Source organism: uncultured Varibaculum sp. (assembly GCF_902489465.1).
Classification (GTDB): domain Bacteria; phylum Actinomycetota; class Actinomycetes; order Actinomycetales; family Actinomycetaceae; genus Varibaculum.
Window position 1 is genome coordinate 37,861 of record NZ_CABTZZ010000014.1, and the last position, 13,489, is coordinate 51,349.

Annotated in this window: 10 protein-coding genes; 4 read left to right on the plus strand and 6 right to left on the minus strand. The window is 53.1% G+C overall.

The features are described from left to right. The first annotated feature begins 14 nt into the window (after positions 1–14). Positions 15–2,651: a UvrD-helicase domain-containing protein gene (locus tag RDM26_RS04250; RefSeq protein ID WP_307737779.1), complete on the plus strand. Its 2,637-nt coding sequence runs from the start codon at positions 15–17 to the stop codon at positions 2,649–2,651. Between the two features lie 134 nt (positions 2,652–2,785). Here the strand turns inward: RDM26_RS04250 and RDM26_RS04255 are convergent, their stop codons facing one another. The 3 genes from RDM26_RS04255 to RDM26_RS04265 all read right to left on the minus strand — a co-directional run bounded on the left by RDM26_RS04255 (position 2,786) and on the right by RDM26_RS04265 (position 5,985). Then, the gene (locus tag RDM26_RS04255; protein WP_238128418.1) at positions 2,786–3,784 is read right to left on the minus strand and encodes a malate dehydrogenase; all 999 of its coding nucleotides are present in this window, start codon (positions 3,782–3,784) and stop codon (positions 2,786–2,788) included. A 254-nt stretch (positions 3,785–4,038) separates the two neighbouring features. Then, the gene (locus RDM26_RS04260; protein ID WP_307737780.1) at positions 4,039–4,476 is read right to left on the minus strand and encodes a GtrA family protein; all 438 of its coding nucleotides are present in this window, start codon (positions 4,474–4,476) and stop codon (positions 4,039–4,041) included. A 9-nt stretch (positions 4,477–4,485) separates the two neighbouring features. Beyond that, on the minus strand, positions 4,486–5,985 hold the full coding sequence (locus RDM26_RS04265) for a hypothetical protein (protein ID WP_307737781.1): 1,500 nt from the start codon (positions 5,983–5,985) through the stop codon (positions 4,486–4,488). A 167-nt stretch (positions 5,986–6,152) separates the two neighbouring features. Between RDM26_RS04265 and galE the strand changes: the two genes are divergently transcribed. Then, positions 6,153–7,142 (plus strand): UDP-glucose 4-epimerase GalE, encoded by a 990-nt coding sequence (gene galE, locus RDM26_RS04270; protein ID WP_307737782.1) that lies wholly within the window; start codon positions 6,153–6,155, stop codon positions 7,140–7,142. Between the two features lie 135 nt (positions 7,143–7,277). Here galE and RDM26_RS04275 read toward each other — a convergent pair whose 3' ends face one another. Genes RDM26_RS04275 through RDM26_RS04285 form a run of 3 tightly spaced genes read right to left on the minus strand, consistent with a single transcriptional unit; the run spans position 7,278 to position 10,735 of the window. Then, positions 7,278–8,663: an LCP family protein gene (locus tag RDM26_RS04275; RefSeq protein WP_307737783.1), complete on the minus strand. Its 1,386-nt coding sequence runs from the start codon at positions 8,661–8,663 to the stop codon at positions 7,278–7,280. A 35-nt stretch (positions 8,664–8,698) separates the two neighbouring features. Next, positions 8,699–10,021, minus strand: a complete 1,323-nt coding sequence (locus RDM26_RS04280) for an LCP family protein (RefSeq protein ID WP_307737784.1) — start codon at positions 10,019–10,021, stop codon at positions 8,699–8,701. A 51-nt stretch (positions 10,022–10,072) separates the two neighbouring features. After that, entirely contained in the window at positions 10,073–10,735 is a 663-nt protein-coding gene (locus RDM26_RS04285) for a uracil-DNA glycosylase (RefSeq protein WP_307737785.1), read from the minus strand. Positions 10,736–10,839: 104 nt separating this feature from the next. On the opposite strand from RDM26_RS04285, the gene RDM26_RS04290 reads away from it, so the two are divergent. Together RDM26_RS04290 and groL are read left to right on the plus strand one after the other, a co-directional pair. After that, on the plus strand, positions 10,840–11,442 hold the full coding sequence (locus RDM26_RS04290; protein ID WP_307737786.1) for a LytR C-terminal domain-containing protein: 603 nt from the start codon (positions 10,840–10,842) through the stop codon (positions 11,440–11,442). Between the two features lie 287 nt (positions 11,443–11,729). Continuing rightward, complete coding sequence (gene groL / locus RDM26_RS04295) at positions 11,730–13,361, plus strand: chaperonin GroEL (protein WP_307737787.1); 1,632 nt, start codon at positions 11,730–11,732, stop codon at positions 13,359–13,361. Positions 13,362–13,489 lie beyond the last annotated feature (128 nt).

Below are 13,489 nucleotides of genomic sequence, written 5' to 3' on the forward strand. Positions count from 1 at the left end.
TTATTTTAAGTTTAATGATAGATTTTAACGCGCTTTTTTCTGCTGATACCCCCACGTCTCAAACCCTGCTTCCGGGCGCAGTTGCGGCAGGTTCGCATCCGTCCTCACCCGCTGCTCCCTCCGACCCGAAAGAAATTGTTTCAGGTTTGAACGAGCCCCAGCGGCAAGCCGTGGAGCATCAAGGCCAGCCGTTGCTGGTGATGGCGGGAGCCGGATCCGGGAAAACTCGAGTTTTAACCCGCCGTATTGCCTATCTTCTGGCTACCGGCAGGGCGTATCCCTCGCAAATCTTAGCCATTACCTTTACGAATAAAGCGGCTGCAGAAATGCGAGAAAGGGTTAGTTCTCTGATCGGACCACAAGCGAGCCAAATGTGGGTGTCAACTTTTCACTCTGCTTGCGTGAGAATCCTACGTCGTTACGCCGAGGCTGCTAACCTTAAGGCTTCTTTTACGATTTACGATCAAGCGGATGCTACCCGTTTGGTTTCCATGATTCTAAAAGAGCTACAGCTTGATCCCAAACGGTATCCAGCTAAGAAAATTCAAAATCGCATTTCTGATTTAAAGAACTCCTTAATCGACCCCGACACCTACCTCGCGAGTGCGGGTCTGGGGTCAGATGCCGAGGTAGTGGCGAAGGTCTACCCGGTGTATCAACAGCGCCTAAATGCAGCTAATGCCCTAGATTTCGATGATTTGATTATGCGCACGGTACAGTTGTTCCAGACGAATCCCCTGGTACAGGCGAGTTTTTGTCACCGTTTCCGTCACGTGCTGGTTGACGAATATCAAGATACTAACCATGCACAGTACGTGCTGGTCAAGTTGCTGTCTGGGGTAGCCGGTGCGGCAATTAACCAACCGGAACAGCTAGAGGGCGAGCCGGTCACTGCCGCGGAACTTACGGTAGTTGGAGATTCTGACCAATCCATCTACGCTTTCCGGGGCGCCACTGTGCGCAATATCGAAGAATTTGAAAAGGATTTCCCCGGGGCACGCACTATCTACCTGGAACAAAATTACCGTTCCAGTGGGAATATTTTGGCGGCCGCTAACGCGGTGATTTCGCATAACCAGAGTCGGCACAAGAAAAAGTTATGGACTGATTCGGGCGAGGGCGAAAAAGTAGGAGTACGGATATCTGCAGCTGATCGTGATGAAGCACTTTCGGTAGTGGAAGAAATTAATAATCTGGTAGGCGCGGGATATACCTACGGTGATATTGCGGTTTTTTACCGGATAAATGCTCACTCGCGCCTCCTAGAAGAAACTTTGACCCATGCGGGGATTCCCTACCGGATTATTGGTGGCACCAAGTTCTATGAACGTAAAGAAATCAAGGACGCGATCGCCTATTTGCAGCTGGTGGTTAATCCCGATGACGCGGTGTCTTTTACCCGCGTGATCAACACTCCCAAACGTTCCTTGGGTAACAAGGCACAAGCGACACTGCAGGCCGCGGCGAATACCTATGATGTATCCCTGGGGCGAGTGGCAGCTTTAGTATGGCTGCAGGAGCTGGGGGAACAGCGTCCTAGTGCGGCTGCGGATACCAACCTTTCGGGGATGAGCGAAACGGTGCCCGATAACGCCGAGATTAGCGGACTTACCCCCCGGGCGCGCACCAGTATCGCTCAGTTTTGGGATTGCTTAGTTTCTGCCCGGCAATCCTATCTCGAGGGCGCACCGTTGAAGGAAAGTTTGCAGACGGTACTGACCGAGTCGGGATATTTGAAGTCTTTGGAGGGATCAAAGGATCCCCAGGACGGGGTACGCTTGGATAACCTTTCGGAATTTTATAACGTGGCTTCCCAGTTTAGCGAAGATGAACCGGAAGGTACCTTGGTGGATTTTTTGGAGCGGGTGGCTCTGGTGGCCGATGCGGATCAACTCCCAGGTGACCAGCGAGGACAAGTCACTTTGATGACCGTACATATGGCGAAGGGCTTAGAGTTCCCGGTGGTGTTTGTGACCGGATTAGAAGAAGGTACTTTCCCGCATTCGCGCGCCTTAGGAGAGGCCGGGGAAATGGCGGAAGAAAGGCGCCTAGCGTATGTGGCGATTACCCGCGCGCAGCAAAAAGTATATTTGACGGCCGCCCACAACCGACAAATGTGGGGAGAAACCCGCTGGCAGCCGCTGTCTCCGTTCTTGCTGGAGGTTCCGACCGAGTTAATGGATCAACCCGACCAGTTAAGTAAGAGTAACGGGCAGTTTGAATTTTCCTTCGATACCTCTTCCTCTTGGAGCTCCGGGAGCAGTTGGGGGAGCAGTTCTCGCGGACGCAAAAACAGTTCTGGGTACCGCAGTCGCGGTGAGAACAACTACCAGTATCGAACTGGCAAGTATCGGGATGAGGACGCCACCGGACCGGCATTCGGAGCAGGCGGAACCGGTAAGATTTCGCGACGCGAAACCGGCAAAGTGAAACGTCTGGGAACTGAGCTGGGGGCACGTACCGATGCCAATGCTTCTATTGGTAAAGCCGTTGAGGTCGGTACGGGAGATCGGGTGCGCCACGACAAATTTGGGGAAGGTACGGTGATCGCCATTGAAGGGCGGGGTCGTTCTAAGAGCGCCAAAGTAGAGTTCGCGGGGGGAGTAACCAAACGGCTCTTGTTACGTCTAGCACCGATGGAGAAAATCTAACCTGCCTGGGCTGAGCGGTTATACCTGGTCTTAATCAGTTGTCCTGAAAAACGAATATTGGGGGTGGGCAATATGCCCACCCCCAATAATTTAGCTCCACCCGACCTCAAAAGGTTAGGTAAGCAAAAAGGGGTTTAAAGGATTCCCAGTTCCTTAACGGTAGCGATTTCTTCTTCAGCTGCCTTCGCGTTAGCCACGATATGCTGCTTGGTCTTTTCGGGGAGCTCCAGACCTTCCACTACCTGGTACTGTCCGTCTTTGCAGATGACGGGCATACCGTAGATGAGGCCTTCGGGAACTCCGTATTCTCCGTGAGAGGGACCGGCGAAAGTAGACCAGTCGCCCTCGGGAGTACCTAGCGCCCAGGTGTGCATATGGTCGATAGCGGCCGAAGCGGCCGAAGCGGCCGAAGAAGCGCCCCGTGCCTCAATAATGGCAGCGCCCCGCTTAGCTACGGTAGGTACGAAGTAGTCATCCAACCAAGCCTCATCAACCAGTTCTGGAGCCGGCTTGCCGTCTACAGTAGCAAAGGTGAGGTCAGGGTATTGGTCAGCAGAGTGATTACCCCATACGATCATCTTCTTGATGTCTTTGACTGCCGCGCCAGTCTTTTCGGCTAGCTGGGAGATAGCGCGGTTGTGATCCAGGCGCATCATAGCGGTGAAACGCTCTGCCGGTACATCCGGAGCCGACTTAGAAGCAATGTAGGCGTTGGTGTTCGCCGGGTTTCCGACTACCAGTACGCGAATATCATCGGCAGCATTATCGTTAATAGCTTTGCCTTGCGGGCCGAAAATGCCACCGTTGGCGGCTAGGAGGTCTGCCCGCTCCATGCCTTTACTGCGGGGGCGAGCTCCCACCAAAAGTCCATAGGAGCACCCGGCAAAGGCCTGGTTGGGATCATCGTAAATATCTACCCCTGCCAGTAGCGGGAATGCCGAGTCGTTAAGCTCCATTGCGGTTCCCTCTGCAGCTTTAACTGCTTGCGGGATTTCCAGTAGGTTCAACTTTACGGGCTGATCGGGACCCAGCATAGCGCCCGAGGCAATACGGAACAGGAGGGCATATCCGATGTTACCGGCAGCGCCGGTAACGGTAACGGTAACAGGTTTCTTGCAGCAGCATTCTGCCATGTGATTCTCCTTCGATGAGAATTGTTTTCCTACCGACCGCTCCCGGTCGGTCAAGCCAACTAGACTTATGTTTCAACCCTAACGCTTTAAGGTGGCATCTGCCACTAAAAGATTTCTTAAAAATACCTATATAAATGCAGGAAGTAAGGTGCCTCTCGATATCGAGAAATCTTTCTTGACCCTTAGTCCTAACTGGGCGCACCTGTCAGATATTATTTATAGACCCGTCCTTAAAGAATCTCCGGTAACTATCGTTATTTCCTGCCGGTAAAAATCAGATGTTCATAAAGGAAGAACCGTAAAATAGTTCCTAAAATCAATCCGATAATATTGGCAGAAATATTGTCAGCAAGCAGCGAGGTAAACCCCAACAGGTAGTGGCTGACACCCAGACAAATCACTGCAGGTACCATTCCGAGCACGTTAACTACCGCGAAGCCGATAAACTCTTGCAGGCGGTTATCGGTGCGTTGACTGCGGAAAGTCCATTGCCGGTTTACCACCCAAGAAAACACGGTGGCTACCGCGGCGGCCAAAATCTTGGAAGTCAAAGGATGAGAGGAAAGCCAACTTACCATTAGCAGGTTGAAAACCGACACATCAACCAGGTAGTTCATCCCGCCTACCAGGCAGAACTTAATAATTCTAGTCAGGCGTCCCGGGGCAGCCAGATAGGTGTATAGTTTTCCCACAACTTAAGACTACAGACGGGAATAGACCGGAGTAATCTGCGCGGTTCGTGCGTTCGAAAGCCGATCGCTGCGCCGCCCATCTGCCAGCTGTCCCTGTGCCCAATTGCCTACGCAGTACATGTTGTTCTTCTTGTCTAACATGCAAGTAAAGGTACTGCCCATGAAGATAGTGGAACGATCATTTGCCCCCAGGCGGGCATCTAAACCGCTGACTGCCGGAGCAGCCCCGACGATCTGAGTATTGCTGCGGGCAACCCGTTTAGTTAAAGCAATGCCTGGCCCGAGTTGTCCGAAGTCATTGCGTCCCCAACAATAGGTAGTGCCATTGGAAGTAACTGCACAGCCTCCGTAATAGCCCAGATAAACCTGGCTGACTTGTGGAAGGGAACTGATCAGCTCGGGCTGCAACATCTTGCCCCTAGTGAACATATCGCCAGGCTTACCTGCCTGACCATCGGTATTGATTCCCCAACAATAAAGCCGCTTGTTTTCACTGATTGCACAACTGCGATCCCCGGCGGCACGCAGAGAAACAAACTTCATATTTGAAACCGGTGCCGGCCGCAGCTGGTAATCTACTGCCAGGCGGTCATTCCAGCCGTCCCAGCCAGCTTTTACTCCCCAACAATAAACCGTGCCGTCTTGCTTGAGTGCACAGGTATGGTCGTTACCGGTAGCAACCTCTTTCACATTGGTCATTACCGCTACCGGCTTTAGTTGATTGCCGATGTTAGTGCTGTTGCCAACCTGCGCCATTTCATTGGCTCCCCAGCAAGAAAGCACTCCGGAGTTGGAAAGGGCGCAAGCATGACGCCCTCCCGTAGCAATTTGGGCGGTATCTGCTGCCAGGTTCCCTACCCGTAGCGGATTGAAGGATCCCGACAATTGGGTACGGGATTTAACCTGTCCCAGTTGTCCAAAGGAATTATCGCCCCAACAGTACACCAACTTGTCGGTGCCCAGACCGCAGGTGTATTCCCGACCGGTGGAAATCTGAGTAAACTTCACCGGCTGATTCGCGATGGTCTGCGGCATTATGGCTGGCTGACGGGTTATAGGGATCCCCAGCTGGCCAGAATCGTTCACCCCCCAGCAGCGGGCGGTACCATCGGTGCGTAAACCGCAGGCAAAGGAGCCAGAAGCAGAGGCGCGTCGTAAATCCTGAGCGACTCCCACAGGTTGCACGGTATCGGAGGGCGAAGTGGTCTGGTTGAAAGTGGGAACCGGCGATGGTCCGGGTTGTACCGGACGTAAAGACAGAATAATGCGCGGACCGTTAAAGGTGGGAGTAGGGGAAGGGCCGGGCATTATCGGATCGTAATCCGAGGTAGGAGTGGTGGAGGTGGGCTGGGGGTTTACCGGTGTTAGCGTGATTTCGTAGGTAGGTTTTACGGCTCCCGCGATGGAGGTAGTGGGGGCGATGATTAGGGTTCCCAGAGCAAGGAATACTGCTATTACTGCTAATGTTACCTGCACGCCAATCCGTCGTTTAGACGCGGCATCACGCATCTGGGGTCACCTCCCGTCCAACCTCAGGTTAAACCAATACTCCTCAGTCCATTCTAACCTATTTTTAACGAACTTTGAAGTTAGATAGTAGTTAAAATCTGACTAAATTTACCCAAGAAATCCCGATTAGGGGTATCAGTAGCCCTCTGCTGAAGTAACCTGTAACTATGAGTATTTTAGTTACGGGAGGTGCCGGTTATATTGGCGCCCATGTGGTTCGTCTCTTACAGCAACGTGGAGAAAAGGTAGTCGTCGTTGATGACCTCTCCTACGGTAGTCCTACCCGGATTGGGGACGCGAAACTGGTGCAACTTGATGTTTCCAGTTCTGGTGCCCGTAAGACTCTATTCCAAACCCTCATTGACGAGGACGTCACGGCAGTTATCCATTTTGCTGCGCGTAAACAGGTGGGGGAATCGGTAGAAAAACCCATGTGGTATTACCAGCAGAACGTTGGGGGACTGGCCAATATGATGTCCGCTATGCGTGATGCCGGGGTTCGGCAAATGATTTTCTCGTCCTCAGCGGCAGTCTATGGGCAGCCAGATGTACCCGTGGTGCCGGAAGAACTTGCCGGTAAACCCATTAATCCCTATGGGGAAACCAAACTGATTGGGGAATGGATGATGGCAGATTGTGAACGTGCCTGGGGGTTGCGTTGGATCGGTCTGCGCTACTTTAATGTTGCCGGATCTGGGTGGGATGATTTGGGTGATCCCGCTCGTCTAAACCTGATCCCGATGGTGCTTGAACGTCTGGCACAGGGCAAACACCCAGCTATCTTTGGTAGTGATTATGACACTCCCGATGGTACTTGCGTGCGCGACTATATCCACGTAAAAGACCTGGCTGAAGCGCATTTACATGCTCTTGATTACGTTGCTTCCGGGCAAGAGATGGAACACCATACTTTCAATGTGGGCACTGGGCAAGGTACTTCCGTAAAAGAAATTGTAGAGGGATTGCGGCAAGTTACCGGGATTGATTTCGAAGCCGATGAGCAGCCTCGTCGCGCCGGGGATCCCGCTCAGCTAATCGGGGACACTACGCGGATTCGCGTTGACTTGGATTGGAAAGCAGAATACGGAGTCAAGGAGATACTTGAATCTGCCTGGAGTGCTTGGCAGGCCGGGCCAGATCGGATTTCAGGCGCTTAAGCCAGTCGGTAACTGCTGCTTGTTCTTCCCCGGCTGCGATAGTTTGGGGAGTTCCAGGACTCTGATTGCTACCAATAAACCGGGTTTGGACTCTATCTGGCCAGGTTTATTGGCCGGCGCCGTTTCCTAGCCAGGCTACTGGAATTGGTGATATTGACTAGGCTGCAGAGTACCTTGTTTGAAAGCAGACCAGAAACCGGGAGTTTTCTGCTGATCTAAGAGCACCATAGCCCCGTGTCCACCGCGGTAATAAGCCATTCTGGCAATGGGAGGAACTCCGGTGAGGTCACTGCTGGAGACGCTGCGATAGGCAAACAGCATCTTACCCAGTGCCCAGGCTCCCGAATCAGAATCACAAGTCAGATTGCTTGCCCCTGCGTTTGCTAGGTTCCGTTGTTTTAGGGGGTTAAGGAAGGTCGAAGGGGTGATGAGGGTGCGCGACAGCTTAGAAACCACTTGGCGTTGACGCTCGGCTCTGCCGATATCCCCACGCGGATCTTGGTGCCGCATCCTGGAAAATGCCAACGCAGTTGCCCCGTCGGCCTGGTGACAGCCGCTCTTCCATTTCAAAGCGGAATCGGCATCGGCGACATCATAGTCGAGACAGAGTTCCACCCCGCCTGCCGCGTCTACTAGTTGGGTAACCGCCCCCATAGTTACCTCAACATAGTGATCTACTTTGACGCCGCTTACACCCTCCACCGTTTTTACCAGTAGTTTCGGTCCGCCGAATGCATAGGAAGCATTTAATTTATTGAGGCCGTGCCCAGGAATTTCCACTGCGGTGTCACGGGGTAGGGATACCAGTTCCGCTACCCCATTAACTTTGCGTAGCAACATGATGCTGTCGGCACGGGCGCCTTGAACCCAAGGTTGTTTCACGCCCCCATCGCTGCCATCGGAACGTTGATCGGAGCCGGCGATGAGCCAAGTTTCACCCTCACTAGCTGGTAGCGCTGAAAGGGCATCAACTCGGTTCAGCTGAGAATCCACGAGGTACCACAGGTACAGCGGCCAGGCGATAACGAAAATAACGAGCACAGTGAGTGCCCATTTAAAAACTCGACGCGCAGGGAGATGGGCACGAGGAATCCGCGGCGAGCGGGAAGGCGGGATAGGCTCCAGTTTGGGAGCGGCGACTTGTCTTTGACGCGAGCTAGAGTCTACCGGCAGACGATCTGCGGGCATTACCCGGGTGCGGGTAGGAACCGTGCGTCCCGCAAAACGGGACTCAGAGCGTGGCTGTATGGGAATTTCTTGTGCCTTTGAACTGGAGGGAGCGGGGCTACCCCCTTGATCTTTGAGGCGCCGGGAGATCGCCGGGCGCGAAGGAAGATCCGGGGCGGAGTAAGTGCTTTCGGAATTGCTGGCTAATCGATTGGAGTCCGAAGTGGGATTGGCGGAAACAGCAGAACGCCGCCGCCTTTGCTGTGGAGCGTAGGAGGGCGGAACTGATTGACTTGGCCGGGGGCGGCGCCTATTGGGAGGCGGGAAAGATTCCGGTAGGTTCTGCTGACTCAAGTTATTTGCTTCCTAACTGTTGACCGGAGGGTGCTTTAATTTCGTGCTTCGCATTTACGTTGTAGTTCCGCTAGTTCTTCGGGACTTAATTTGGAATTAAGTGACCCGCTTTGCCTCATGTCCTGTGCTGGCTTCGATTCTTGGGTAGTAGACTCCGAAGTCTCGGGGGTCTGACTGGGAGTAGCAGAAGGGGCAGAACTGTCCTGCGGGGTCTGGGAAGCAGGGGTCTGTTCGGTAATAGTGCGAACATTACCGTTCCCGTCTCGCACTTCTACCCCGGCAGGTAGGGGAGTGTCATTTATGAAGGAATCCCAAATCGGCTCGGCTTTCTTTTCCGAAAGCAATAGACGGTTCCGGTCAAAGGGAGCCTCGTAGACCGGGAGGGTGAGGAAGAGCAGATTATCTGGCTTAAGTGATTGTAAAGACCACCCCAACCCGCTTAACTGGGAAACCGAAGATAGTCCCTCGGATACGGTCAAAGCCCCTAGACCATTACCTACGAAGCCATAAAGCTGATTCAGGGATGTAAACATGTTCTTTTTTAAGGCAGCTCGCATCATGATACCCATAACTGCCTGTTGACGCTGGATACGTTGGATATCGGAGCCATCGGATCCTTTGACTCCGTGGCGCACTCGCGCGTAGGCTAAGGCCCGTTTACCATCGAAATGCTTACAGCCAGGCTCTAGCTCTAGCCCGGAGTTTTTCTGGTCTTTTATCTTGGTGGGGACGTAAATGTTGATTCCCCCTAGGGCATCGATCATTGAAGAAAAGCCATTGAAATCCACCACTATGGATTCATCAATACGCATCCCGGAGAGTTTTTCCACTGTTTTCCAGGTACACACTACCGCCGAGGCGCGGTCACCACCTAAGGATCCAATCGAATATGCCCAGTTAAATTGGGCTCTTTGAGGTTCAGAACTGCTGCCATCACTACGCTGACAGGAAGGAATGTCGACAATTAGATCTCGAGGAATAGAAACTACGTTTACCTGGGAACGATCCTTCGAGATATGCATAATCATCGTGGTATCGGAGCGTTCAGTGGGATCGTCATTATTAGTTAAAGTCTGGTTACCTTTACCGGATCGAGAGTCAGAACCAATTATCAAAATATTGAGGGCGCGCCCGTCGTAGGAATCCGGGGGAGTTCGCCCTAGTAAAGAAGAGGCGCCTAGATTGGTTACCCGCCCGGATAAGTCGGAGTAAATCAAAAGGCCTGCCGCTAAAGAAAACGATAGTAGAAACACCAAGGCACAGGACAAAGCACGTCGTATCTTAGGAGGATAAGGCGGGTTATTAGCGTGGCGAATACGTCCCATATACTCTTTCGCGCTCTTCTTGTGTGAACTCACGTGTCCTACTTTATGTTGTCTGCGCCTAATTGTAACGATTTGGATAAGGAGTTAAGGAAGTTGCCAATTTATCGGAGCTGCACCTAACTGTTGCAACCAGGAATTGGTACGCGAAAACGGCCGCGAACCGAAGAATCCTCGGGAAGCAGACAGAGGTGAGGGGTGGGCAGACTCTACGCAAGGAGTGTCTTTCAGAGCGGGACGCAAAGATTGTGCCTGCTTGCCCCATAAGATGGCGACTAGGGGACGATCTCGCTTCACCAAGGCAGAAATAGCGCAGTCGGTTACCTCTTCCCAGCCGCGACCCCGGTGAGACCCGGCTTCATTGGGGGAGACAGTGAGTACCCGATTTAGCAGCATTACGCCCTGCCCTGCCCAGGGTCGCAAATCCCCACTGCTGGGGAGAGAACAACCCAGATCTTCCTGAAGCTCTTTGAAAATATTCTGTAGCGACTTCGGAATGGCAACTCCCGGTTTTACCGAAAACGACAGTCCCATTGCATTGCCCGGGGTGGGATAGGGATCTTGTCCCACGATCAACACTTTTACCTGATCAAATGGGTAAGTGAAAGCTCGAAAAATGTCTTTGCCTGCAGGAAAATAGTTATTTCCTTCCTCGCGCAGCATTTTACCCATCTCGCTGATTTTGCCTGCTACCGGCTCCATAGCTGGTACCCAGGAGGGGTGCATGATCTTTTCCAGGTTGCTACTCATGCTGCTACTTTACCCTGTGTACGCAGATAAACCAGGAGGGGCAAATATGGTTTATCGGCGTGGCAGGTAGGCTGCCGGTATCCAGATGCGGTTAATGTGGGCTTGTGAGCAAACAAGAGTTTCCGCCAGATGAATTCGACTCGATGGGTGAAGAAGGTCCCTCGGGTGCTCATCGCCGTCCGATTAGACGCTGGCAAACCCTGCTACCAATCTTGATTGTGTTGGTATTAGGTCCGGCTTTAGCCTGGGGCGGGGTAGCGCTGATGAAAACTACCGGCAAAATCCACGATGTTAAGCCGGTTGCCACCCCCAGTGCTAGCGCTAGTGTTACGGTTCCCAGTAATAGTCCCACCAAAATTGATAAACCTGATAGCACTACCTCGCCAGATGTGAGCGAGAGTCCGGGGGCAAGTGCGGGTAGCTCCGATAAAGAAAATGTACGGGTTTGGGTGCTTAATGCTTCTAATCGATCGGGCTGGGCGAAACAAGTAGCTGAAGAATTACAGTCTGCGGGCTTTAATAATCCGGTAGCGACTAACTCGCGGGCTCGCGGTTTAGAAGGTTCAACGGTGCTGTATCGCGGTGAAGAATATCGGAAAGCTGCCGAGGAAGCCGCTAAAGTTGCGGGCATTTCCCGCGTTTACGACGCCAGTAACGGCAAGTTTCAAATTGGGGATACCGATATCGCCGTTTATCTCCTTGACTAGTTATCTGCTGTTTTTAGGCTCGGCACGGGTGTGCCTTTGGGGTGGCTGATTTCTCTCTCAGGATATTTTGTCCCTGTTGTGGGCGATAGTTTGCGCTTGGCCTAGGAGAGTGCCAAAATCGTATTTAGCACTCGAACCTAGAGAGTGATAAAAATCGAGTTCTTGATGAGGGGGCAATGTTCCGAGACAGGATCGGCGCAGCGTCCTCGTCCGTCGCGGGCATCAAGGCTGGATCAAAGATCTAACCGCGTGGTGCAGTAGCGCCGCGATGGAGGGAATAAAAGCATATGAGCAAAATTATTGCTTTTGATGAGGAAGCTCGCCGGGGAATGGAGCGGGGGCTAAACACCCTGGCTGACACGGTGAAAGTAACGCTAGGGCCGCGTGGTCGCAACGTGGTTTTGGAAAAGAAGTGGGGCGCTCCCACCATCACCAAGGATGGCGTGTCGGTAGCTAAAGAAATCGAGCTGGAAGATCCGTACGAAAAGATTGGTGCTGAGCTGGTCAAAGAGGTCGCTAAGAAGACCGATGATGTGGCTGGTGACGGTACTACTACCGCAACCGTATTGGCTCAGGCGCTAGTGCGCGAGGGACTGCGCAACGTAGTTGCCGGGGCAAACCCGATTGCTCTTAAGCGCGGCATCGACAAGTCGGTTCAGGCAGTTGTGGATCAGCTGCACTCTGATGCGAAAGAAGTTGAAACTCGTGACGAGATTGCGGCTACCGCTTCTATCTCCGCCAACGATCCCGAAATTGGGGCTTTGATTGCGGATGCCATGGAAAAGGTGGGCAATGAAGGCGTTATTACCGTTGAGGATTCCAACTCATTCGGTACTCACCTGGAAGTTACCGAGGGGATGCGCTTCGATAAGGGCTACATCTCTGGTTACTTCGTAACTGACCCGGATCGTCAAGAAGCGGTACTAGAAGACCCCTACATCCTGCTGGTGGAATCGAAAGTTTCCCAGATTAAGGACCTGTTGCCACTACTGGAAAAGGTAATGGCTACCGGTAAGCCGCTGCTGATTATTGCGGAGGACGTAGACGGGGAAGCCCTGACTACCCTGGTGCTGAACAAGATCCGCGGCACCTTTAAGACCGTTGCGGTCAAGGCTCCGGGATTCGGTGACCGTCGCAAGGCTATGCTGCAGGATATGGCGATTCTAACCGGCGGTCAGGTCATTTCTGAGACCGTGGGTCTGACCCTGGAAAATGCCGAGCTGGATATGCTGGGCAAGGCACGCAAAGTGGTTGTTACCAAGGATGAAACCACTATCGTAGAGGGCGCAGGCGCTGCCGAAGATATCGAAGCTCGCGTAAAGCAGATTCGTCAGGAAATCGAGAACACTGAATCTGACTACGATCGCGAGAAACTGCAAGAACGCCTGGCTAAACTGGCTGGCGGGGTAGCAGTGATCAAGTCCGGTGCCGCCACCGAAGTGGAAATGAAGGAGCGTAAGCACCGGATCGAGGACGCAGTTCGTAACGCCAAAGCGGCAGTTGAAGAAGGCATCGTGGCTGGCGGTGGGGTTGCCCTGCTGCAGTCCGGCCTGAAAGCTCTGGATGGCTTGAAGCTTGAGGGCGACGAAGAAACTGGCGCTTCCATCGTTCGGGTGGCTTTGTCCTCCCCGATGCGCCAGATCGCCGAGAATGCCGGTCTGGAAGGCTCGGTAGTGGCGGAACGGGTTGCCAACCTGCCGGCTGGTCAGGGTCTGAACGCCGCCAATGGCGAGTATGAAGATCTGCTCAAGAGCAATATTGCTGACCCGGTTAAGGTTACTCGTTCTGCTTTGCAGAATGCGGCCTCGATCGCAGGCATGTTCTTGACCACCGAAGCGGTAGTAGCTGACAAGCCGGAACCTCCGGCTGCACCTGGCGCCGATGAGGCGGCAGCTGCCGGTATGGGCGGAATGTACTAAACCGTATTTAGTTGGTTTTGCGACCAGGTCGCAAAACCAAGATGATACCAAAGGCGGCGCGGCAAGCAGGGGGTCGGCTCCGGCCCTTGTAGCCCCTCTTTTTGGGGCTTTAGTCGAGCAAGAGGCAA